The 21,570-nt window shown below is 74.7% G+C and carries 26 protein-coding genes, 1 other RNA gene and 1 riboswitch; of the genes, 20 read left to right on the top strand and 7 right to left on the bottom strand.

Translation table 11 applies throughout. From position 1 onward, the window contains the following. Positions 1-17 precede the first annotated feature (17 nt). Positions 18-1,637, bottom strand: a complete 1,620-nt coding sequence (locus tag ACI79P_RS15215) for a DUF222 domain-containing protein (RefSeq protein ID WP_456581893.1) — start codon at positions 1,635-1,637, stop codon at positions 18-20. Between the two features lie 349 nt (positions 1,638-1,986). Between ACI79P_RS15215 and rnpB the strand changes: the two genes are divergently transcribed. Together rnpB and ACI79P_RS15205 are read left to right on the top strand one after the other, a co-directional pair. Then, positions 1,987-2,388, top strand: an RNA gene (rnpB, locus tag ACI79P_RS15210) — RNase P RNA component class A. A 229-nt stretch (positions 2,389-2,617) separates the two neighbouring features. Next, a riboswitch (cyclic di-AMP (ydaO/yuaA leader) is annotated at positions 2,618-2,756 on the top strand. Positions 2,757-2,820: 64 nt separating this feature from the next. Next, complete coding sequence (locus ACI79P_RS15205; protein ID WP_456581892.1) at positions 2,821-3,693, top strand: LysM peptidoglycan-binding domain-containing protein; 873 nt, start codon at positions 2,821-2,823, stop codon at positions 3,691-3,693. A 103-nt stretch (positions 3,694-3,796) separates the two neighbouring features. Here ACI79P_RS15205 and ACI79P_RS15200 read toward each other — a convergent pair whose 3' ends face one another. Continuing rightward, positions 3,797-4,501: a class I SAM-dependent methyltransferase gene (locus ACI79P_RS15200; protein ID WP_456581891.1), complete on the bottom strand. Its 705-nt coding sequence runs from the start codon at positions 4,499-4,501 to the stop codon at positions 3,797-3,799. 122 nt (positions 4,502-4,623) lie between these two features. On the opposite strand from ACI79P_RS15200, the gene ACI79P_RS15195 reads away from it, so the two are divergent. The 9 genes from ACI79P_RS15195 (at position 4,624) to ACI79P_RS15155 (ending at position 12,420) form a co-directional block, all read left to right on the top strand. Further along, complete coding sequence (locus ACI79P_RS15195) at positions 4,624-5,280, top strand: prepilin peptidase (RefSeq protein WP_456581890.1); 657 nt, start codon at positions 4,624-4,626, stop codon at positions 5,278-5,280. Positions 5,281-5,457: 177 nt separating this feature from the next. After that, positions 5,458-5,691: a Flp family type IVb pilin gene (locus ACI79P_RS15190; RefSeq protein WP_456581889.1), complete on the top strand. Its 234-nt coding sequence runs from the start codon at positions 5,458-5,460 to the stop codon at positions 5,689-5,691. A 95-nt stretch (positions 5,692-5,786) separates the two neighbouring features. Then, the gene (locus ACI79P_RS15185) at positions 5,787-6,197 is read left to right on the top strand and encodes a TadE/TadG family type IV pilus assembly protein (RefSeq protein ID WP_456581888.1); all 411 of its coding nucleotides are present in this window, start codon (positions 5,787-5,789) and stop codon (positions 6,195-6,197) included. After that, the gene (locus ACI79P_RS15180) at positions 6,185-7,156 is read left to right on the top strand and encodes a pilus assembly protein TadG-related protein (protein ID WP_456581887.1); all 972 of its coding nucleotides are present in this window, start codon (positions 6,185-6,187) and stop codon (positions 7,154-7,156) included. Before ACI79P_RS15185 ends, ACI79P_RS15180 begins: the two co-directional genes overlap by 13 nt. Before the next feature lie 12 nt (positions 7,157-7,168). Beyond that, on the top strand, positions 7,169-7,909 hold the full coding sequence (gene cpaB / locus ACI79P_RS15175; protein ID WP_456581886.1) for a Flp pilus assembly protein CpaB: 741 nt from the start codon (positions 7,169-7,171) through the stop codon (positions 7,907-7,909). Beyond that, positions 7,906-9,099, top strand: coding sequence for an AAA family ATPase (locus tag ACI79P_RS15170; protein WP_456581885.1), 1,194 nt, complete (start codon positions 7,906-7,908; stop codon positions 9,097-9,099). The genes cpaB and ACI79P_RS15170 overlap by 4 nt, the downstream gene beginning before the upstream one ends. Further along, on the top strand, positions 9,096-10,574 hold the full coding sequence (locus ACI79P_RS15165; protein WP_456581884.1) for a CpaF family protein: 1,479 nt from the start codon (positions 9,096-9,098) through the stop codon (positions 10,572-10,574). Before ACI79P_RS15170 ends, ACI79P_RS15165 begins: the two co-directional genes overlap by 4 nt. 2 nt (positions 10,575-10,576) lie before the next feature. Continuing rightward, positions 10,577-11,518, top strand: a complete 942-nt coding sequence (locus tag ACI79P_RS15160) for a type II secretion system F family protein (RefSeq protein ID WP_456581883.1) — start codon at positions 10,577-10,579, stop codon at positions 11,516-11,518. Then, positions 11,518-12,420, top strand: a complete 903-nt coding sequence (locus ACI79P_RS15155) for a type II secretion system F family protein (protein WP_456581882.1) — start codon at positions 11,518-11,520, stop codon at positions 12,418-12,420. The genes ACI79P_RS15160 and ACI79P_RS15155 overlap by 1 nt, the downstream gene beginning before the upstream one ends. A gap of 90 nt (positions 12,421-12,510) precedes the next feature. Here ACI79P_RS15155 and ACI79P_RS15150 read toward each other — a convergent pair whose 3' ends face one another. Further along, a complete protein-coding gene (locus ACI79P_RS15150) occupies positions 12,511-12,855 on the bottom strand; it encodes a hypothetical protein (protein ID WP_456581881.1) in 345 nt (114 codons plus the stop codon). Between the two features lie 174 nt (positions 12,856-13,029). On the opposite strand from ACI79P_RS15150, the gene ACI79P_RS15145 reads away from it, so the two are divergent. The 4 genes from ACI79P_RS15145 to ACI79P_RS15130 are packed head-to-tail and all read left to right on the top strand — an operon-like array spanning position 13,030 to position 15,082. Next, entirely contained in the window at positions 13,030-14,163 is a 1,134-nt protein-coding gene (locus ACI79P_RS15145) for a baeRF2 domain-containing protein (protein WP_456581880.1), read from the top strand. 44 nt (positions 14,164-14,207) lie between these two features. Further along, positions 14,208-14,465, top strand: a complete 258-nt coding sequence (locus tag ACI79P_RS15140; protein ID WP_456581879.1) for a DUF2795 domain-containing protein — start codon at positions 14,208-14,210, stop codon at positions 14,463-14,465. A 1-nt stretch (position 14,466) separates the two neighbouring features. Further along, a complete protein-coding gene (locus ACI79P_RS15135; RefSeq protein WP_456581878.1) occupies positions 14,467-14,697 on the top strand; it encodes a hypothetical protein in 231 nt (76 codons plus the stop codon). Beyond that, positions 14,648-15,082, top strand: coding sequence for an acyl-CoA thioesterase (locus tag ACI79P_RS15130; RefSeq protein ID WP_456581877.1), 435 nt, complete (start codon positions 14,648-14,650; stop codon positions 15,080-15,082). The genes ACI79P_RS15135 and ACI79P_RS15130 overlap by 50 nt, the downstream gene beginning before the upstream one ends. Before the next feature lie 26 nt (positions 15,083-15,108). Here the strand turns inward: ACI79P_RS15130 and ACI79P_RS15125 are convergent, their stop codons facing one another. Next, positions 15,109-15,657 (bottom strand): DUF4240 domain-containing protein, encoded by a 549-nt coding sequence (locus ACI79P_RS15125; protein ID WP_456581876.1) that lies wholly within the window; start codon positions 15,655-15,657, stop codon positions 15,109-15,111. Between the two features lie 160 nt (positions 15,658-15,817). Here ACI79P_RS15125 and ACI79P_RS15120 point away from each other — a divergent pair, with 160 nt between their 5' ends. Beyond that, positions 15,818-16,246: a ChaB family protein gene (locus tag ACI79P_RS15120; RefSeq protein ID WP_456581875.1), complete on the top strand. Its 429-nt coding sequence runs from the start codon at positions 15,818-15,820 to the stop codon at positions 16,244-16,246. Between the two features lie 43 nt (positions 16,247-16,289). Here the strand turns inward: ACI79P_RS15120 and ACI79P_RS15115 are convergent, their stop codons facing one another. Beyond that, positions 16,290-17,588: a M24 family metallopeptidase gene (locus tag ACI79P_RS15115; RefSeq protein ID WP_456581874.1), complete on the bottom strand. Its 1,299-nt coding sequence runs from the start codon at positions 17,586-17,588 to the stop codon at positions 16,290-16,292. A gap of 57 nt (positions 17,589-17,645) precedes the next feature. Further along, positions 17,646-18,767 carry a diguanylate cyclase gene (locus ACI79P_RS15110; protein ID WP_456581873.1) on the bottom strand — a complete coding sequence of 374 codons (1,122 nt, stop codon included), beginning with the start codon at positions 18,765-18,767 and terminating at the stop codon, positions 17,646-17,648. Between the two features lie 173 nt (positions 18,768-18,940). Between ACI79P_RS15110 and ACI79P_RS15105 the strand changes: the two genes are divergently transcribed. The 4 genes from ACI79P_RS15105 to ACI79P_RS15090 all read left to right on the top strand — a co-directional run bounded on the left by ACI79P_RS15105 (position 18,941) and on the right by ACI79P_RS15090 (position 21,141). After that, a complete protein-coding gene (locus ACI79P_RS15105) occupies positions 18,941-19,135 on the top strand; it encodes a hypothetical protein (RefSeq protein ID WP_456581872.1) in 195 nt (64 codons plus the stop codon). A 60-nt stretch (positions 19,136-19,195) separates the two neighbouring features. Then, positions 19,196-19,891 (top strand): NADPH-dependent F420 reductase, encoded by a 696-nt coding sequence (npdG, locus tag ACI79P_RS15100; protein WP_456581871.1) that lies wholly within the window; start codon positions 19,196-19,198, stop codon positions 19,889-19,891. 131 nt (positions 19,892-20,022) lie between these two features. After that, positions 20,023-20,721 (top strand): helical backbone metal receptor, encoded by a 699-nt coding sequence (locus tag ACI79P_RS15095; RefSeq protein ID WP_456581930.1) that lies wholly within the window; start codon positions 20,023-20,025, stop codon positions 20,719-20,721. 39 nt (positions 20,722-20,760) lie between these two features. Beyond that, a complete protein-coding gene (locus tag ACI79P_RS15090) occupies positions 20,761-21,141 on the top strand; it encodes a DUF2784 domain-containing protein (protein ID WP_456581870.1) in 381 nt (126 codons plus the stop codon). On the opposite strand, the gene ACI79P_RS15085 is transcribed toward ACI79P_RS15090, so the two are convergent. Next, the gene (locus tag ACI79P_RS15085; RefSeq protein ID WP_456581869.1) at positions 21,122-21,559 is read right to left on the bottom strand and encodes an ester cyclase; all 438 of its coding nucleotides are present in this window, start codon (positions 21,557-21,559) and stop codon (positions 21,122-21,124) included. The two genes, ACI79P_RS15090 and ACI79P_RS15085, sit on opposite strands and share 20 nt — an antisense overlap. Positions 21,560-21,570: the final 11 nt, after the last annotated feature.

The following is a 21,570-nucleotide window of genomic DNA, read 5'->3' as shown; positions in this document are numbered from 1 at the left end:
CACAGGGCCAGGTCGGGTCAAAAGGGTGGCGGGTCGTCGTCCGGTTCGAGCTCCTCGTCCGGCTCCGGGTCCGGGCCGGGGTCCGGGTCCGGTGGTGGTCCGGGTGGCTGGGTGAGGACGTGGTGGCCGGGTGGTCGGGTGGTGCGGGTGACCCCGCTCGGGGTGGTGACGGTGAGCACGCCGTCGTCGTCCAGGGTGTGGGTCCAGCCGGGGGCGAAGGTCTTGAGCCGGTGGTGGCGCCGGCACAGGCAGCACAGGTTGTGGCAGGTGGTCTGGCCGCCGTCGGCGTGGGGGAGGACGTGGTCCAGGTCGGCCCAGCCGGCGGGCACGGTGCAGCCGGGGTGGCGGCAGGTGCGGTCGCGGACCCGCAGGAACCGCTGCTGGGCGGCCGAGGGCCGGTAGCGGTCCACCGCCGGCGGCGGGCCCAGCAGCGGGCAGCCGCAGGCGGCGTCGGGGTGGTCGAGGTCGGTGGGGTGGTCGGGGCAGCCGTCTCGGGCAAGCCGGGCCAGCTCCGCCCGGCCGGTGACGGCCAGCAGCGCCCCGGTGGCGTCGGTGATGGCGATGTCCAGGCTGCCGCCCGGGGGTGCCTGGAGGGTGCAGGCGTCGAGCTGGGCGAGCAGTTCGCGCAGGTGCGTGGCGGTGATCGGCTCACCGTCGACCTCACCGACCGGCGCGGGCATCCCGGCCTGGGTGCCGGGTGCGGTGAAGGCGGCCGGCAGCGGGCTGCCGGTGGCCAGGAAGCCGGCCGGGGTGAGCGCGCCCAGCGGGGCGATCACGGTCAGCTGCGCGGTCACCGCCGGGGCGTCCTGCCAGGGGCGCAGCAGCAGATCGGCCAGGGCGCCGGCGCGCAGCATGCCGATCGGCCGCTCGTCCCCGGCCTCCTTCGCCGCCCGGGCGTGCGCGTCCACCGCCGCCCGGCAGGCCCGGGCGTCGGGATGCGGGAGCAGGGCGCGCAGCTCGCTCATCCCGTCCCCGACCGGGCGCACCGACACGTCCGCGCCGCGCCGACGGACCTCCCGCCGCCGGTCGGCCGCGGCGGCGTCGCGGGCCACCAGCTCCGCGCGCATGGCCTCGCGCAGCCGGCCCACCCCCAGCCCGGTGGCGCCGGGCAGCACCGCGACCTCCGCCGCGGCGATCACCGCCGGATCGGTGTCGACCCCGGTGGCGGCGACCTCCGCGGCGATCGCCCGGGCCCGGGGCCAGTCCAGCAGCCCCAGCCGCAGCCGGGCGAAGGTGGCCGGCAGCCGGGTGGTGAGCACCTCGGCGTGCTCCAGCAGCGTAACCGCCGCCGCCCGGCTGCAGTTCTGCACCGCCGCCAGCTCATCGGGCACGAACTCACTCACACCCGCCGGCCCCACCGTTCCGGCCCGCTCCCCGCCGGGCAGCGGATCGGCCGGGGCCGGGCGGGCCGCCGCCAGGTCCATCACCAGCTCCACCCGCAGCGCCGCCAGCCGCGCTTCGGCGGCCACGATCTGCCCCAGCAGATCCGCGACCTCCCCGGCGCTGCGACGGGCGGGCAGCCACGCCGACAGCGGCTCGTCGAACCGCCGCGGCTCCGGATCGGCGAGCTCCCACTCGGATGGGAACGGGTCCACCGGTGACACCGTCACCCCGACCGCGAACCCGACCACCGACATACCCGCAGGCTAGGCGGGGCGTACGACACTTCCGGCCCGACCAGGGCGAGCGCGAGGCGCGCCGCCGGGGGGCGCCCACCGCGGGCCGGCGACCGGTCAGGCGCCTACGACCGCGGCAGCGTGCGCGGCCACCGCGGCCACCGCGGTCAGGGCGCGTCCGCTCCGCTGGGCCGTCAGCGTCCGCGACGACTGAAACGGCTCAGCAGTCGCTTGAGCAGGTTGGCCTTGACCAGTCCTGAGATGAGTCCCATGACGTCCTCCTCCATCGGGTGGTGCGGGGATCGACGTCGTGTACCCGCGCGCTGCGGGATCCATGTGCCGGGCGCCCTACACTCCAGGGCACGACGGACGAGTCGGCCGGGCGGTCGCGTCGGCGGGGGAGACCCCGTCGCCGAGGAACGTCCGGGCTCCACAGGGCAGGGTGGTCGTTAACAGCGACCCGGGGTGACCCGCGGGACAGTGCCACAGAAAACAGACCGCCGGCGTTCGCGCCGGTAAGGGTGAAACGGTGGTGTAAGAGACCACCAGCACGCCGGGTGACCGGCGTGGCTCGGTAAACCCCACCCGGAGCTAGGTCAAGAAGGATCGGCGGTTCGCCGCCGCTCCGCGCAGGCGTTCGAGGGCGGCCCGCCCGAGCCTGCGGGTAGACCGCTGGAGCCTGCCGGCAACGGCAGGCCTAGATGGATGACCGCCCATCGGGAGGCCGCGAGGCGCCCGTGGACAGAACCCGGCGTACAGGCCGACTCGTCCGTCCCCCGCCCACCGGCGGCCGCCCGCCCCGGTCCGTCGGGGACGTCACCCGGACGGGTGAACGGAGGCGCTGCGCGCACGGTTGGTGACGCCCCGTGCGGCCGTGCGGAGGGTCCGCGAAAAGGACCGGTCCGACCTGTGGCGAGCCGATCCTGATACCTACCGTTCCCTCCGTCCGCCGATCGGCGGGCCCGGATGGCCGCCCGCCGAACCTGCCCACGGCCACCCCGGAGTCATAGACGCACGGGCAGGCGCGGGGGACCCACCGTTCGTGGCCCCTCCGGGACCTCGGGGTGAAGCCGCGCCATGCGCGGCCGGGCAGCTCTCGCCCGAACCCGACAGCTAACCCCGCAGGCGGCGAGAGGCTCACCACTCCATGCCCAACAGCCATCGCACCGTGGGGCGGCACCGTCGTCCCTCCCGCAACCGCGCCATGACCACCGTGGCGTACCCGGCCGTCGTCCTCGCCGCGGCCTCGGCCCTCACACTCGGGACCATGGGCTCCGCGGCCGCCCACCCCGGCGCGCACACGGTCAGCCCCGGCGACACCCTCAGCAAGCTCGCGGCCGAGCACGGCACCACCTGGCGCAGCATCTACGACGCCAACCGCGACACGATCGGCGGGAACCCCAACCTGCTCCGCGTCGGCCAGGTCCTCACCATCGGCGGCGGCGGCGCCGCGCCGGCAGCGGCGCCCGCTGTCGCGACGGGGTCGTACACCGTGGTCGCCGGCGACACGCTCGGCAAGATCGCGGCCCGCCACGGCACCACGTGGCAGGACCTGCACGCCCTGAACCTCGGCGTCATCGGCCCCGACGCGAACGTGCTGCGGGTCGGTCAGGTCCTCGCCCTCAGCGGCGGGGGACTGGCCCCCGAGCGCGCCAGCCGGGACGAGCGGCCCGCCCCGGCTCCGGCTCCCGCGCCGGCCCCGGCTCCGGCCCCCGCCCCGGCTCCGGCCTCCGCCCCGGCGGCGACGTCGGCGGCCTACGACCAGTGGGACGCGCACGTCCGCCCCGACGTCCAGGAGATCGCCGAGGTGCACGGCGTCGGGACGGTGCTCACCCGCCCCGGCCACAGCCCCACCGCGGGCCTCGCGGCCGACTTCATGGTCTACGCCGACTCGGCCAAGGGTGACGCCGTCGCCCAGTACGTGATCGACAACGCGGCCCGGCTCGGCGTGGAGTACGTGATCTGGGAGCAGCGGATCGCCGGTACGTGGACCGGCTGGGCCTGGCAGGGCATGGAGGACCGTGGCTCGCCCACGGCCAACCACATGGACCACCCGCACGTGACCTTCCTGCCGTAACCACCACACCGCACGACGACGAGCGCCCCCTGCCCGGATCCCGGGTGGGGGGCGCTCGTCCGTCGAGGTACTGTCGTACGCCGGTCAGCCCCGGCCGACCCGGTCAGACGGCGACGGCGGTGACGAAGGTGCAGATGCCCTCGCCCGACTCCGCCCGCGGCCGCAGCCCGATCGCCCACAGCAGCGCCGTCTCGATCCGGTGCGCCACCTTCCGCAGGCCCACGTACCAGGTCGACCCCCCGCTGGTGACGGTGATGTCGCCGAACCCCGCCGTCCGGATGTGCTCGACGAGCATCCAGTCGGGGAGGATCGAGATGTGGCCGGGCTGGTAGTAGTGCCCCGGCCCGAAGATGAACGGCGCGCCGCGCAGGAACATCTTGAGCCGCGAGTGCGGGTGGCCGACGTTGGGCGTGCTGACCAGCAGCTTGCCGCCGGGCTCCAGCAGCGCCCGGATGGAGCGCAGCACCTGCCGCGGGTTCTCGACGTGCTCCAGCGTCTCGACGCAGACCACCATGTCGAACGGGCCGCGGGTCGCCTCGGTCCACTGCGGGTCGTCGAGGTCGAGGCGGTGGATCCAGTCGTGCGGCGGGTCCAGGTCGGTGGGGACGACGTCGAAGCCCGCCTCTCGCAGCCGGCACGCCAGCGCACCGCAGCCGGCGCCCACCTCGAGGATCCGGCCGCCCTCGGGCAGCTGCTGCCGGACCAGTTCGAGCGCGTACTCGTGCACGCCGGGTGCGGCGTGCACGCCGTGCCCCTGGTAGGACCAGACCGCCGCTGTCCGCTGGGTGGTGCCCTCGTCCACTGTCACGTCCGGAGTGTGGCCCACCGGCCGGGAGTCCGCCCACCGTCCGGCGGCGCCGCCTGCCCGGTCCGCCCACCGCGCTGTGCCAGGGTGTGCGCCGTGATCGTCGAGACCCCCTCCGCCGGCCGGTGACCGCCGCGGCGGTCGCGGTGGCCGCGCTGCTGGGCGTGCTCACCGGCGCGGTGGCCGACCGGCTCGCCGCGACCTTCCCGTGGGACGGTGGGGAACCCCGTCCCCGGCGGGCGCTGCCGGTCCCGCTCACCGAGCTGCTGACGGGGGCGCTCTTCGCGCTCGTCGCCCTGCGGATCGGTGCGGACCGGGCGCTGCCGGCCTTCCTGGTCGTGGCCGGCGCAGGGGTCCTCCTCGCGCTGGTCGACCTGCGCCACCGGCTGCTGCCCAACCGGGTGACCGGGCCGGCGGCCGTCGCCACCGCGGGCCTGCTCCTCGTCGCCGCGGCGACGCAGGGCACCTGGGACCCGCTGCTGCGCGCCGGGCTGGCGGCCGCCGCCCTCTTCTGCGGCTTCCTGGTGATGGCGCTGATCTCGCCCGCCGGCCTCGGCATGGGCGACGTCAAGCTCGCCGCCCTGATCGGCCTGCCGCTGGGCTGGCTCGGCTGGGACGCGGTGCTCCTGGGCGCGGTCGCCGGCTTCGTGGTGCAGGCGGCGGTCGCCCTGCTCCTGCTCCTGACCCGGCGCGTCGGCCGGCGGACCGAGCTGCCGTTCGGGCCGGCGATGCTCGCCGGGGCCGCTATGGCCGTCGGGTGGAGCGGCGCCCTGCTCGGCTGATCCGCTCACGCAGCGTGATCCGACCCGCTCCCACGTCGCCCGTACGACGGGCCGGTGTCGCTGGAACGGGTGAATACCGCTCAAGCCCCGGCGTGTTCTGCACGACAACTCCCCCTAGCAGCCGCACAGGCCGGATCACCCGATCCTGCCGGACGGCCGACACCTCAGGGAGTGCACGTGATCAACGCCTACGCCACCATCGCCAGCTTCGTCGCGGTCGCCCAGGAGCGTCTCCGCCGGGACGAGAAGGGCGCCACCGCCGTCGAGTACGGCCTCATGGTCGGCCTCATCGCCGTCGCCATCATCGTCGCCGTGACCGCCCTCGGTGGCGGCCTGAGCGACCTTTTCTCCGACGTCGAGGGCCAGCTGCCGGCCGTCGGTGGCGGCGGCACGACGACCACCACCCCCTGACCGCTCGCTGCTGCGCGACGCCGTAGCGGTCCTGGCGCAGCGGCCCTCACCCCGAGGGCCGCTGCGCCGTCGTACGAGGAGAGGTGGTGGTGGGGATGAGCCGACGTCTGCAGGACCAGCGCGGTGCGACCGCGGTCGAGTTCGCCTTCATCGTGCCGCTGCTGCTCGTGCTGGTCATCGGCATCGCCGAGTTCGGCCACGCCTTCCAGGTGCAGGGCACGCTCTCGGCGGCCGCCCGCGAAGGGGTGCGCGCCATGGCCCTGCGCAACGACCCCGCCGACGCGCGGGCCGTCGTCCGCACCGCCGCCGCCTCGCTGAACCCGGCGGTCACCGACGACCAGATCGACATCGTGATCGTCGGCGGGACGGCGGAGACCTGCCCCACCACCGGCGCCGGCGACACCGCCGTCCGCCTCACCATCACCTACCCGAAGCCGTACCTGACCGGCTTCTTCGGCTCCGAGATCGAGCTCACCGGAACGGGGGTCATGCGATGCAACGGCTGACTTCGCGGCTCCGCCGCCGGCTGGCCGGCGAGCGCGGCGCCACCGCCGTCCTCTTCTCGCTGCTGCTCGTCCCGTTGCTCGGCTTCACGGCCATCGCCGTCGACATCGGCGCCCTCTACGCCGAGCGCGCCCGGCTCCAGGTCGCGGCCGACGCCGCCGCGATCGCCGTCGCGCAGGACTGCTCGCGCGGCAACTGCGGCGACATGCTGGCGACGGCCCAGCAGCTCATCACCTACAACGACCCGACGGGGACCGCGGCCCAGCCCGTGCTCAGCGGCGACCCGCTCAGCGTGACCGTCACCGGGTCCGCGCCCAAGGAGCACTGGTTCGCGCCGGTCATCGGCCACGACAGCACCCAGGTCGGGGCCACCGCGACCGTCGGCTGGGGTGCCCCGAGCCAGGGCACCGCCGTCCTCCCCCTCACCTTCTCCTGGTGCTCGTTCGAGGCGCAGACCGGCGGGGGGATCCCGTCGACGGAGACGCTGCAGACGATCATGTTCAGCAAGTCCGACGGTGTCGGCGGCTGCACCGGACCGTCGGGCAACTTCGTGCCCGGTGGCTTCGGGTGGGTCGTGCCCGACCAGGGCCGCTGCCACGCCACCTCCGCGATCGGGCAGCTGATGATGTCCGACACCGGCGTCGCGCTGCCCCACGGTTGCTCGGAGGCAGACCTCCAGGGCTGGCTCGGGCAGACCGTCCTGCTGCCGCTCTTCGACCAGTTCGGCGCCGGCGGCAGCAACGGCTGGTACCGCGTCTACGGCTACGCCGCCTTCACGCTCACCGGTTACGCCGTCAACGGCTCGATCACGAGCGGCCACAAGGTCTGCGGGCCCGGCACGAACTCCAGCGACCGGTGCGTCACCGGCTACTACACCCGCTTCGTCGAGCTCTCCGACGACTGGAACTACAGCCCGGACGCCCCGCAGACGGGCGCCTCGATCCTCAGACTGATCCGATAGGGGCGCCCACTCGTGAGACGCCGTTTCCTGGCCGCCGTGGCGGCCCTCGTGCTGATCGTCGTCGGCACCGTGGTCCTCGTGGGCTACGTGCGCGGCGCGGAGCAGCGTGCCCTCGCCGGCGTGCAGGCAGTGGAGGTGCTGGTGGCCGAGGTGGCCATCCCCGCCGGCACCCCGGCCAGCGCGCTGGCCGGGCTGGTCGGCGTGGAGCTCCTGCCGGCGAAGGCGGCGCTGCCCGGCCGGGTCACCGACCTCGCCGCGCTGGCCGACCGCGTCACCGACGTGGAGTTCGCGCCGGGGGAGCAGCTGCTCGACAGCCGGTTCGTGCGGCCCGACGAGCGGCAGGCGCCCGGCACGGTACCCGTGCCCGAGGGCCTGCAGGAGGTCAGCATCGTCCTGGAGCCGCAGCGCGCCGTGGGCGGTCGGCTGGCAGCCGGTGACACCGTCGGCGTCTTCGTCTCCATGACCGATCCGGTGACCACCCACTCCGTCCTGCACGAGGTGCTCGTCACCCAGGTCCAGGGGGCCCCGGCGCCGCCTCCGGCGCCCGCGGAGGGCACGACGGCGCCCGTCGCGGCGCCCGCCCCCTCGGGCAGCCTCATGATCACGTTCGCCGTCACCGCTCCGCAGGTCGAGGCGATCGTCTTCGGCGCCGAGCACGGCACCGTCTGGCTGTCGCTCGAGCCCGCCGATCCCGACGTCTCCCGCACCCAGGTGCTCACGCCGGACACCATCTACGGAAAGGCCTACTCATGAGCCGCGTCGTCCTGGCCGGAGCCGGGGAGGACCTCGTCCTGCGCGTCAAGGAGGCCACCGGCGGCGACGTCCACGTGCTGCCGCCGGGGCGGCTGCCCAGCGACCCGGCCCGGCTGTTCGAGCAGCTCGTCGACGGCGAACTGCCCGACGTGCTGCTCGTGGGCCCGCACGCGCCGGCGCCCGAGGTGCTGGGCCTGGCCGGCCGGCTCGACGTGCAGTCGCCCGGCATCACCGTCGTCCTCATGGCCGAGCCGTCGCCCGAGATGTGGCAGGCGGCCATGCGCGCGGGCATCCGCGACCTGCTGCCGCCCGACGCCGACGTCGATGAGATCGCCGCCGCCGTCGAGCGGGCCGGGCGGGCCGCTGCCGGCCGGCGCCGGGTGCTGCGCCCGACCAGTGAGACCGACCGCTACGCCGGGCGGGTCATCACCATCGCCTCGCCGAAGGGGGGCGTCGGCAAGACCACCGTCGCCACGAACCTGGCCATCGGGCTGACCGAGGCCGCTCCGCAGTCGACCGTGCTGGTGGACCTGGACGTGCAGTTCGGCGACGTCGCCTCCGCCCTGGGACTGGTCCCCGAGTACACGCTCCCCGACGCCGTGCACGGGCCGGCGGCGGAGGACACCATGGTCCTCAAGACCTTCCTGACCCAGCACCCGAGCGGGTTGTTCGCCGTCTGCGGTGCGGAGTCGCCGGCCGCCGGTGACACGGTCAGCGGTGAGGACGTCACCAGGCTGCTTGCCTCGCTGGCGCGCGAGTTCCGCTACGTCGTCGTCGACACCGCCCCCGGTCTGTCCGAGCAGACTCTGGCGGCGCTGGACCGTGCGTCCGACGTCGTCATGCTCACGAGCATGGACGTGCCCGGTGTGCGGGGGCTGCGCAAGGAGCTCGACGTGCTCCGGGAGCTGGCCATGATCCCCGCCGGGCGGCACGTCGTCATGAACTTCGCCGACCCCAAGGGCGGCCTGACCGTGCGCGACGTCGAGACGACCATCGGGACCGGCGTCGACGTCGTCCTGCCCCGGTCGAAGGCCGTGCCCGCCACGACCAACCAGGGCGTCCCCATCCTGTCCAGCGGCGGCCGCCGCGACCCGATGGTGCGCGAGCTGCGCCGGCTGGTGTCCCGGTTCTCGGCCACCCCGCTCGCGAAGGCCGGTCGCTACCGGGCCAGGCACCGGGCGGCGTCGTGAACCTCGCCCAGCGGCTGCAGGCGGCGCGGGGCGGGGGAGCAGGGGCGCCCGCGACCGAGCAGCCCGCCCCCGCCGTCGCCCAGGCGCCCGTCACGGTCCACGCGGCCTCGCCGGGCACGCCGGCCGCCACCCGCACCCTGCCCAGGCCCCGGCCGGTCGCCGCGGCGGCCCCTGTGCCGCCGACCGACGCCCTGGCCCGGCTCAAGGACCGCGTCGGCAAGGCGCTCTTCGAGCGCATGGGCAGCCGGATGAACGACCCCTCGATGGCTGAGGATGCGCTGCGCGCGGTGGTCCTCAAGGAGCTCGACGAGGTCGTCGAGGAGGAGAACGTCCCGCTCAGCACGGAGGAGCGCCAGCGGCTGACCGCCGAGCTCGCCGACGACGTGCTGGGGTACGGCCCCCTCCAGCGGCTGCTCGACGATGCCGCGGTCAGCGAGATCATGGTCAACGGGCCGGACGCGATCTACGTGGAGCGCGGCGGCCGGCTGGAGCGCACCGCCACGCGGTTCACCTCCGAGGAGCACCTGCGCCGGGTCATCGACCGCATCGTGTCCCGGGTCGGGCGGCGGATCGACGAATCCTCCCCCCTGGTCGACGCCCGACTGGCGGACGGTTCCCGCGTGAACGCGATCATCCCACCGCTGGCGTTCAGCGGTTCGACGCTGACCATCCGCAAGTTCTCGAAGGAGCCGTTCGGGGTCCAGGACCTCATCGGGTTCGGGACCCTTTCCCCGGAGATGGCCGAGCTGCTGCACGCCTGCGTCGAGGCCCGGCTCAACATCATCGTCTCCGGCGGCACCGGCACCGGGAAGACGACGCTGCTGAACGTGCTCTCCTCGTTCATCCCGGACGGCGAGCGCATCGTCACCATCGAGGACGCCGTCGAGCTGCAGCTCCAGCAGGAGCACGTCGTCCGGCTGGAGTCGCGGCCGCCGAACATCGAGGGCAGGGGCGCGATCACCATCCGCGACCTGGTCCGGAACTCGCTGCGCATGCGCCCCGACCGGATCGTGGTCGGGGAGTGCCGGGGCGGCGAGTCGCTGGACATGCTGCAGGCGATGAACACGGGCCACGACGGCTCGCTGTCCACCGTGCACGCCAACACCCCGCGCGACGCGATCGCCCGGCTGGAGACCCTGGTGCTCATGGCCGGGATGGACCTGCCGCTTCGGGCGATCCGGGAGCAGATCGCCTCCGCCGTCGACCTCGTCGTCCAGATCACCCGGCTGCGGGACGGCAGCCGCCGCGTCACCCACGTCACCGAGGTGCAGGGCATGGAGGGGGAGACCGTGACCCTCCAGGACGCCTTCCTCTTCGACTACTCCGCCGGGGTCGACGCGCACGGCACCTTCCTCGGGAAGCCCGTGCCGACGGGCGTCCGGCCGCGGTTCACCGACAAGTTCGACGACCTCGGCATCACGCTCTCGCCCCGCGTCTTCGGTGCGGTCGAGCCGGCCGCGCCCAGGCGGTGGTGACCGTGTCCGCTGCGCTCCTGGCGCTCGGCGTCGGATCGATCGCCGCGGCGTTGCTGGTCCTCGCCCTGGTCGTCCTCCCGGCCGGCCCCGCGCGCGTGCCGCTGGCCCGCCTGGACCCGTCCGTGGCGCCGCCCACCTCGGCGCTGGCGGGGGCGGGGGCGGCGGCCGGGGCCGCGGTCGAGAAGGTGCTGGTCAAGCGCGGCCGGCTCGCCGCCGGGGCGGCGGCCCTCGAGCGCGCCGGCCTGTCGACGACGCTGCCGAACTTCGTCCTCGCCGTCGGCCTCACCACGGTGGTGGGCGCACTCCTCGGCGCCGTCCTCGCCGGCCCGCTCCTGGCGCTGCTGCTGGTCGTGGTGGTGCCGTTCGGCGCCAAGCTGCTGCTCGGCTTCCTCGCCGGGCGCCGGCAGGCCGCGTTCGCCGACCAGCTCGACGACTCCCTGCAGCTCATGGCCAGCAGCCTGCGAGCCGGGCACAGCCTGCTGCGCGCCGTGGACTCGGTGTCGCACGAGGCGGAGGCGCCGACGTCGGAGGAGTTCGCGCGGATCGTCAACGAGACCCGCGTCGGCCGCGACCTCAACGACGCGCTCGACGAGGTCGCCGACCGCATGGGCAGCGACGACTTCACCTGGGTCGCCCAGGCGATCGCCATCCACCGGGAGGTCGGGGGCAACCTCGCCGAGGTGCTCGACGCCGTCGGCAACACCATCCGTGAGCGCAACGCCATCCGCCGCCAGGTCAAGGCGCTGTCGGCCGAGGGGAAGCTGTCCGCCATCGTGCTGATGGCCCTGCCCTTCGGTGTGACCGGGTTCCTCTCGGTGAGCAACCCGGAGTACCTGGCCAAGTTCACGCAGAGCCTCGTCGGCTACGGCCTGCTCGCCGGGGCGGCCGTGATGCTGCTCGTGGGCGGCCTGTGGCTCAAGAAGACCGTGGCGATCAGGTTCTGATGACGACGGTTCCCGTCTCCGTGGTCCTGGCCGCGCTCGCCCTGGCCACGGCCCTGCCCGTGCTGGGCTGGTCGCTGCTCTCTGGCGCCGCCGGGCAGAGCGCGCAGGTCCGCGACAACCTGCTGCGCGGCATCCACCCCGCCGCGGTGACCGGTGCGCGCGGCCGTACCGGTCCTGGCGTCCTCTCCAGGGTCGTCCGGGGGCTGACCCCGCGGGGGACCGTCGCGCGGCTCGACCGCCTGGCCGGCCGCGCCGGTCGGCCCGCTGCCTGGCCGGTGCCCAGGCTCGTCGCAGCGAAGCTCGTCCTCGGCCCGGTCGCGGGCGGGCTCGGGCTGCTCGTGGCGACCTCCTCGCCCGGCCCCGTGACCGCTGGTGCCGCGGTCCTCGGAACCGTGGTCGCCTACTTCCTCCCCGAGTTGCTGCTCCACAGCCGCGGGCAGGAGCGCCAGGAGGCGATCGCGCTCGAGCTGGCCGACACCCTCGACCAGATGACCATCGCGGTGGAGGCCGGGCTCGGGTTCGAGTCCGCCATGGCACGCGCCGGCAGCAACGGCAAGGGCGCGCTCGCCGAGGAACTGGTGCGCACCCTGCAGGACATCGCCGTCGGCCAGCCCCGGCGGGACGCCTACCTGGCGTTGGCCGAGCGGACCGGCGTCGCCGACCTGCGCCGGTTCATCCGGGCCGTGGTGCAGGCCGACCAGTACGGCGTCTCGATCGCCGACGTGCTGCGGACGCAGGCCGCCGAGATGCGGCTGAAGCGGCGCCAGCGGGCGGAGGAGAAGGCGATGCAGATCCCGGTCAAGGTGATCTTCCCGCTGATCCTCTGCATCCTCCCGACGCTGTTCATCGTGCTGCTCGGGCCCGCGGTCATGGACATCGTGGCCACCTTCAGCGGGCCGTGACGTCGTCGTCCTCAGGGCATAGGAGGCCTTACGTGCGGATCGGTCGCTCAGCCCGCATGTGATGCCTCCTATGCCCGGACAGGTCGAGGGTCAGCCGGTGGAGCGGGGCTGGGCGGGGTTGGTCGGGTCGCCCTGCGACGGCGGGTTCATGGCCGGGCCGGTCGTCGCCTCGGAGACCTTCGAGCCCCCCGCGGCGTGCGACGGGTCGTCGGCGGCCGGCGCGGCCGGGTCACCGCCGGAGGGCTGGGCGCCCTCGCGGAGCGACTGCAGGCGGTTCTCCATGATCATGACCACCTGGACGCGGTCGGCGTGGGCGCGTTCGTACTCGAGCAGGGTCTCCAGACCCTGGGCGTCCAGCGTCCGGATCCGCGAGGCCAGGCCCTCCACGGGCAGGTGGTCGTAGTCGGGCAGGGGCAGCTGGTCGTGCTCGGTCATGCCTCGTCCTCTCTGCGGTTCCGTGTCGCGGGACCGCCTACCCCCGCCCTCCGGAATCGACACCGGGTGTGAGGGGCCGGTCGGTGGGTAGGCGGCGACGGCGGGAGCCGCGGCTCCGCGAGCCGGCCCCGCCCACCGAACACCCCCGATCGATCGAGGAGTTGTCCCCCCGACATGGACGTGTCCTTCCTGGAGCCGGTGTTCGCCGCCGCTGGTCCCTACGCCACGGTCTGCGCCGACGTCACGCACACGACCGAGAACGCCGACACCGAGCTGGACCTGCGCGTGCGGGCGCTGACCGAGCAGCTGACCGAGCAGGGCGCCCCCGAGGTGGTGACCGAGGCCGTGCGCGCCCGGCTGCTCGAGGGCAACGAGGGCGGCCAGGCCGGCACGCTGAAGGGCCGCGCCGTCGTCGTCGCGTCGGACGGGTCCGTCGTGCTCGACGAGGTGCTGGCCGACAGCCCTGCCCGGGAGACCGCCCAGTGGTCGGCGCACCCCGATCTGCTCCCGGTGCTGCGCCAGCTCGCCGGCCGCGTGCCGCACATCGTCGTCGTCGCCGACCGGGTGGGCGCCGATCTCACCGTCGCCGGGCTCTCCGGCCGGCCGGACGAGGAGCGGCAGGTGGAGGGTGACACCTTCCACATGCGCAAGGTGAAGGTCGGCGGCTGGGCGCACAACACCTACATGCACACCGCTGAGAACCAGTGGGAGGAGAACGCCGGCCGGGTCGCCGACGAGATCGACTCGTTCGTCCGGCGCCTGCCGATCCGGTTCATCCTGCTCGCCGGTGACGTGCGCGCCCGCCAGATCCTGAGCGACAAGGCGCACGCGGCGTGGTCGGACCTCGTCGTGTCCATGGACGAGGGGGGTCGCGCCGCGGGGGCCGACCGCGAGCCCGTCCAGCGCCGCGCCGCCGAGCTGATCGCCGAGCACGAGGCCCGCGACATCGCCGACGCGGTGGAGAAGGTGCAGGCCGCGGGCGCCCACGGGCTGGCCGTCACCGGTACCGACGCGGTCGTCGAGGCGCTGCGCAAGGGCCAGGTCGAGACCCTCCTCCTCACCGACGAGCAGGACGCCGACGCCACCCTGCTGGTCGGCGGCGGCCCGCTGGAGCTCGGCGTGAAGCAGCAGGACATGGACGCCCTGGGCGTGCACGGCGAGGTCGCACCGGCCGGGGCCGCCCTGGTCGAGGCCGCGGTCGCCAGCGCCGCCGGCGTGCTCGCCGTCCCGAGGGCGGCGCTGCCCGACGACGAGCCGGTGGCCGCGATCCTGCGCTACACCGACGCCTCCACCGACGCCGGCAGCTGACCCCGGCACCCCGACGTTCCACCGCCACGACGAAGGAGATCCCCGTGACCGACCCCCACCAGGCCGCCACCGCGCCCGGCACCGACCAGCGCGACATCGAGCACCGTGCCGCGCTCGCCGAGGCCCTCGGCAAGGAGGTGTGGCCCGCCGACCGCGACCAGCTGATCGCCAAGGCGCAGGAAGGCAACCCCACCGACCGGGTGCTGTCGGACCTGCGGCGGCTGCCCGCCGGGCAGCGGTTCGAGAACGTCCAGGAGGTCGCCCGCGCCCTGGGCATCGGCACCGAGCAGCAGCGGTTCTGACGTGACCACGCAGAAGAAGCCGAGCCCGGAGGCGCTGGACAACGTCACCGAGGACAACGTCGGGACGCGGTCGCAGCTGCTGCCGGAGGAGGAGGCGCTGCGGGGCAGCGGCATGGAGGAGGTCGCGGCCGAGGTCATCCTCGCCGAGTCGGAGGAGCGGACGGTCCACCCCGACCCGGACGATGCCCAGGGGGCGCACCGGCAGTCCGCCGAGACCGCGGACCTGCCCTGACGTGCGGCACGAGCACCCGGTCCGGCTGCGTTGGTCGGACCCCGACATGCTGGGCCACGTCAACCACGCCCGTGCGCTGAGCCTCCTCGAGGACGCACGGCTGGCGCTGGGCGACGACCACACCGGTGGCGGGCTGATCCTCGCCCGCCTCGAGGTCGACTACCTGCGCCAGCTCTACTACCGGGTCGGCGAGGAGCTCTGCGTGCGGAGCTGGGTGACCCGGCTGGGCACGAAGTCCTTCACCCTCCGGCAGGAGCTGGAGCAGGACGGCCAGGTCGCGATCCGCGCGGACTGCGTCCTGGTGGTGTTCGACTTCGCGGTGAACGCCAGCCGGGCGATGACCGACGCCGAGCGGGCGCACTGGACGCGGTACCTGGACGGCTAGACCCGGCTAGACCCGGCTAGACCCGGCTAGACCTGGCCGTAGGCCGCCCAGAGCCGGGGGAACCGGGCGGCGAACCACTCGTCGTCGTCCTCCGGGAACGGTTCGCCCGCGGGCTTGCCGAACTGGTCGTCGACCTCGTCGGGGCCCGGGTCCAGGTCCTCCTCGGCGAAGCCGCGGTCGTCCAGCACCTCCAGGGGGGCGTAGGCCCACTCCTCGGCGCAGCCGAAGTCGTCCTCGTCCTCGTCCCACTCGAGGTCGGCCACGGCGTCCGGATCGGCGAGCACCCGCTCGTAGGCGTCCCGCCCCAGGCTGATCAGCCAGTTCCGGAAGTCGAGGAAGGCGTCGTCGCTCGCGCCGCCGAGCGCCAGGTACGCGGCGGCCCACAGGTCCCAGCGGTTCGCCCGGGCGCGGGCGGTCATGAGCTGGCGGTAGAAGCCGAGGACGTCGTCGTCGGAGAGCTCCTCGAGGGCGGCCGTGAGGGTGGCGACGTGCTCGGCGACCACCGAGCCGCGCGCCGTCTCGGCGGCCTCCGCGCGGGTGTCCTCGACCAGCGTCCAGAAGGTGCTCTCGTCCACGGGCGGAACCTACCGGCGCAGCCGGTCCGCGTGGAGCTCGCCGAGCCCGCTCGGTGGGCCGGTTCGCGGAGCCGCTGGTGAGCGGCTCGTGACGGCTCGACGGATGTGATCGTCCGAGGCGGCCGGGGTAGGTCCTGGCCGGACACGAGAGGAGAGAGCGATGCCGAAGACGACGAAGAAGGGCGACGCCAAGCAGTCCGAGCTGCCGAGCACCCTGCAGCGCTCGCCGAAGAAGGCACAGCGCACCTACGCCAAGGCCTACGACTCCGCGGTGGACGAGTACGACGACGAGGAGCGGGCCGCCCGGACGGCGTGGGCCGCGGTCAAGCACTCGTTCGAGAAGGTCGGGGACCGCTGGCAGAAGAAGGAGGGCGGCAAGAAGGGGCCCTCCGACGCCCAGGCCGCCGGTGGCCGCGACACCGACCGGAAGACCAAGGGGGGCGTGGACGCCAACGCGTCGAAGAGCCACCTGTACGACCTGGCGAAGAAGCTCGACATCTCCGGCCGGTCGAAGATGAAGAAGAAGCAGCTGGTCGACGCCATCCAGAAGGCCAACGACAAGCGGACGGCGAAGTCGCGCCAGAAGTGACCGCCCGGCCCTCGCCGCTCCCGTCCGCGGGGGCGGCGGGGTGTCACCCGATCAGGACGAACGCGGTCTGCCGCCCGTCGAGGTACTCGACGCCGTCGGTGGTGAGCGCGACGCCCTCCTCGAGCCCCAGCCGGACGCACTGGCCGCCCCACTCCGGCACCGGCCGGCGCACCGCGAGCTCGAGCGCGTAGGCCGTGTCGGGGCGCACCGGGTGGTCGCCGGCCCCCGGCACGCCCTGCTGCTGGTCCCACTGGCCGATGGCCGGGCCGGCGCCGTGCCCGTGGTAGCCGATGGGGTGGGAGTAGACGTCGCCGTCGATGCCCTCGTCCGCCGCGGCGGCGCGGGCGGCGGCCAGCACCTCGTTGCCGGTGCGGCCCGGCAGGAGCGCGGCCGCGGTGAGCTCCTGCAGCCGGTTGGCCGCCCGCAGCGCGGCGCGCAGCCCCACGGGAGCGTCGGTCTCGCCCGGCCGCAGGACGTAGGCGTTGCGCTGGGTGTCGGTGCGCAGGCCCAGGCAGCTCAGCCCGACGTCGCAGTGCACCAGGTCACCGGGCAGCACCGCCACGTCGCGGGGGACGGCGGGCAGCAGCGTGCCCTCGTCCTCCGCGAGCGGCACCCCGGCGCGCTGCAGCAGCACCGAGGGCTGGAACCACGGCTCCACCCCGAGGTCGTGGAAGCGCTGCCGCAGCCACCAGGCGAGGTCCAGGGCGGTCGTCTCGCCCGCCCGCACGACGGCGGGTGAGAAGGCCTCGGCGATCACCTGGTGCACCAGGCGGTTCATCCCGCGCAGCGCCCCGATCTCCTCGGGCAGGCGGGTCTCCAGCCAGCTCACCGCCAGCCGCTCCGCGGAGACCAGCCGGTCGGCGTACGGGCCCAGCGCCTCGCTGAGCAGCCGGTGCTCGGAGTGGGAGAGGCCGTCGGCGAGGGCGAAGTGCTCGGAGACGTCGATGCCGATCCGTCGCGGATCGGCCTGCTCCACGAAGCGGCGGACCTCCGCCCACTGATCGCGCCCGGCGGGCTCGCGGGTCTCGGCGGTCCAGGCGGGGAGGAACTGGCCGACCGGGTAGCGGGAGACCGCCGCGGGGGTCACGCCGTCGTCGCTGCGGTGCAGCAGCAGGATCGTGCGCCGCCGGGCGGAGAGCCAGGACGCCGGGAGCAGGGTGGCGAGCACCGGGTCCTCGTTGTACTCGCGGCCGGCCACGATCCACAGGTCGATGCCCGCCTGGTCCATCAGCCCCGGCAGGACGTCGAGCAGCCGCTGGGTCAGCCACCGGTCGCGGACGTCGGCCTGCTCGCGCAGCGGCGGCGGCAGCGTGCGCGTCGGGGCGGGCGCGGCCTGCGGCATGCCCCTAGGGAAGCAGAGAACCGCGGGATCCACCGGTCGAGAGAGGCACCCGGGGGCCTAGGAGCTGGTCTCCTCGGCGCGCGGGCTGCGGGCGCGGGGGACGCCCGCGGTGGCCACCCGGTCCCGGCCCTCGCGCTTGGCCCGGTACATGGCGGCGTCGGCCTCGTCGACCAGCCGCCACAGCGCCGCCACCGCGTCCTCGCCGTCGAGCGGCCGGGTGACGGCGAGACCCACGGAGGCGGTGACGCCGTGCCCACCGGTGCCGTGGCCCCGGGCGACCGCCGACCGCAGCCGCTCGGCCAGCCGGCCGGCCTCGGTCGCGTCGCTCACCGAGCCCACCACCACCAGCTCCTCGCCACCGATGCGCGCCAGCACGTCGGCGGGGCGGACGGCGGCCGCGAGGGAGGTCGCCACGGCGCTGAGGACGGCGTCGCCGACCGCGTGCCCGAACTCGTCGTTGAGCCGCTTGAAGTGGTCGAGGTCGAGCACCATGGCGCACACCCGGGTGCCGTCCCGCCGTGCCTGCCGCCAGAGCCGCTCGGCCTGCTCGACGAGGTAGCGGCGGTTGTGCAACCCGGTGAGGGGGTCGATCCGGGTCAGCGTCTCGGTCGCCGCCAGGAGACGCTGCACCCGCCGGCGCAGCAGGAAGACCGAGGTCGCCGCGCCGTTCAGCGTGCAGGCGCTGACCCCCACCTGGACGCCGAGTGCCATGGCGCCGTCGTAGCTGGGCCAGAGGGCGGCCAGGCAGACGGCGGTCGTCACCGCCATGTGCACGGTGAGCGCCCGCGCCTCCAGGAACCAGGCGGCCGCGAGCGCGGGGAAGAGCAGCATGAGCGGCGTGGCGTAGCGCAGCGGGTCCTCGATGCAGAGCACCACCACGAGGTAGATCAGGTCGCCGAGCAGCACCAGGGCGAGGGTGTACCCGGGCCCCAGCCGGCCGCGGATGCCCAGCGCAACGGCGAGGGTCAGCAGCAGGAGCATGGTGCCGGCGTAGGCCCACCGGGCGGCGCCCTCCCGCAGCACGCCGTCCACGACGAGGTTGACCGACCCCATGACGGCGCCGGTGGCCAGCAGCACGGCGACGGTCAGGGCGGCGACGCGGTGCTCGGAACCGTGCGGGGTCGCCGGCTCCGGGGTGACGGTGGCCTGGTCAGAGGCGCGCACGTCCGGGCCGGTCACCGGTGCAGGATGCCGCACGGACCGGCGTTCCGACACCCCCCGTTTCCTGACCGTCACCCTCCGGCGCCCTTCCGGGTGAGGTCGGAGTCGTCGCGCCGGCGCCAACGCCGTCCGAGCGGGCCCGGGCGACCGGTGGAAGGCTGGGGACGTCCGACGAGCGAAGGAGGTCGCGCATGAGCGAGGGGCCCTGGTTCTTCTGCCTCAGGCACCACACCGTCGAGCCGCGCGAGGGCTGCGCCGAGCGGCACCGGCTCGGCCCGTACGAGACCCGCGAGGAGGCCGAGCACGCGCTGGCCTCCATCGCCGAGCGCAACGAGGAGCTGGACGCCGAGGACCGCGAGTGGCGGGGCGACCCCCCGCCGTCCTGACCGGGCGGGGCATGATCGGTCCGAGCAGCCGGGCTGTCCGGCGCCGCGGGAGGGGTGGACGTGACGGACGGTCGCGCGGTCGAGGAACTGGTCGTGGGTGTGCTGGGCGGCACCGGTCCGCAGGGGCGCGGGCTGGCCGTGCGGCTGGCCGCCCAGGGGCAGCGGGTGCTGCTGGGCTCCCGCGACGCCGAGCGCGCCGCCGAGGTGGCCGCCGAGGTCGCCGAGCGCGCCGCGACGGTGGCCGGCGGGGTCGAGGTGTCGGTCACCGGCGGCTCGAACGTCGACGTCGCGGGCGCGGCGGACCTGGTCATCGTCGCCGTCCCCTTCGCGGGGCACGGCGACACGCTCCGCGACCTCGCCACCCCGCTGGCCGGCAAGATCGTCGTCGACTGCGTCGTGCCCATGGGCTTCGACGAGCTCGGCGCGTACGTGCTCGACGTCGAGGAGGGCAGCGCCGCCCAGCAGGCCGCCGCGCTGCTGCCCGACTCGCACGTCGTCGGCGCCTTCCACCACCTGTCGGCCAAGCTCCTCGAGGACCTCTCCAAGCCCACCATCGACGGCGACGTGATGGTCGTCGGGGACGACCGGGCCGCGATGGACACGGTGCAGGCGCTCGCGGGGCGGCTGCCGGGGATGCGCGGCATCTACGCCGGGCGGCTCCGCAACGCCCGCCAGGTCGAGGCGCTGACCATCAACCTCGTGTCGGTCAACCGCCGGTACAAGGTGCACGCGGGCGTCCGGATCACCGACGTCTGATGAATGACCCCCTGCCCCCCACCGCTCGCACGCTCGCGGCGGGGCCCTGCAGGGGGCCGCTCCGGCTTCTCACCGGCGGCGGCAGGTGCGACGACCAGCGGCGGCCCTACGCGGGGCCGCCGCCGCGGCGGGTGGTCTCGCTGGTGCCGTCGCTGACCGAGGCGATCGCCGCCACCGACGTCGGCCTGCTGGTCGGGGCGACCGACTGGTGCAGCCACCCGGCGGGGCTCGACGTCCCGCGGGTCGGCGGCACCAAGTGGCCGGACGTGGGCCGGGTGCTCGACCTGGCGCCGGACCTGGTGGTCGCCAACGCCGAGGAGAACCGGGACCCCGACGTCGCGGCGCTCCGGTCTGCGGGCGTGCCGGTGTGGGTCACCGCGCCGGCCACCGTCGACGAGGCGCTGGACTCGCTCACCCGGCTCTGCGCCGTGCTGGACCGCCCCGACCCCGGCTGGCTGGCCGCGGCGCGGGCGGCCTGGACCGCGCCGCCGCGGCTGCCGGACGTGCCGGCGGTCGTCCCGATCTGGCGTCGTCCCTGGATGGTGCTGGGCCGTGACACCTTCGCCGGCGACGTGCTGGCCCGGCTCGGCGTCCGCAACGTGTTCGCGGAGCACGCCGACCGGTACCCGAAGCTCCGCCCGGACGAGCCCGCGACGGTGCCGGCGGAGCTCGTCGTCCTCCCCGACGAGCCCTACGCGTTCACGCCCGAGGACGGCCCGGAGGCGTGGCCGCAGGCCCGGCCGGTGTTCGTCAGCGGGCGGCACCTCACCTGGTACGGCCCCTCGCTGGCCGAGGCGCCGGCGGTGCTGCTGGCCCAGCTCGCCGGCTGACCGGCCCCCGGGCCACGCCCCGGGTGGCACAGTGGGGGAGTGCTGCTCGCGAACGCGGTGGCGCTCGTGCACGCCGCCGCCGTCCTGTTCATGCTGGTCGGCGCCCTGCTCGCCCTCCGGTGGCCCCGGCTCGTGCTGCTGCACGCCCCCGTCGCACTGGTGATCCTCGCCGTCAACCTGGCCGGCGCCGACTGCCCGCTCACCGACCTCGAGCTGTGGCTGCGCGAGCGGGCCGGCGCACCGGGATACGAGGGCGGCTTCCTGGGTCACTACCTCTTCGACCCGCTGGGCCTGGACGTCGACGCGACCGGCACGCAGGCCGGCACCTACGCCGTCGCCGTCACGCCGAACGTCGTCGGCTACGGCCGGCTCGCGGTGCGGGAGCGGTGCCGGCTGCGGCTCAACCGGAGACCGGCGTGAGGTCACGGCCCAGCTGGTGGAGGAGCCAGACCATGTCGTCGTTGCGCCACCACTCGGCGACCTTGTCCCCGGCGATCCGGTAGAGGTCGGTCCCGCCCCACCGCACCGGCGTCCCGGTCGGCGCGACGCCGGCCAGCGCACCGGAGTGGGTGCCGCTGCCCGTCCAGCGCACGGCCACCCGGTCGCCCTCGGCGAGGACGTCGTCGAGGTGGACGTGCAGGTCGGGAAGGGCCGTCCGGAACCGGGAGAAGGACTCCCGGAGCTGCTGCAGGCCTTCGGTGGCCGGAGCCGCCCCCGGCGTCCCGGCATGCACCCGCACGTCCGCGGTCACGAACCGGTCGAGCAGGTCCGCCCGGTGGGTGTTCACGCACTCGTCGACCATCCGGCGCACGAGTTCCTTGTTCTCCGCGGTGCCCATGGAGCACCGTG

The organism is Blastococcus sp. SYSU DS0510 (assembly GCF_054050835.1).
Note: the sequence above shows the minus strand (reverse complement) of the source record. Positions and strands in the feature narration are given on the sequence as shown.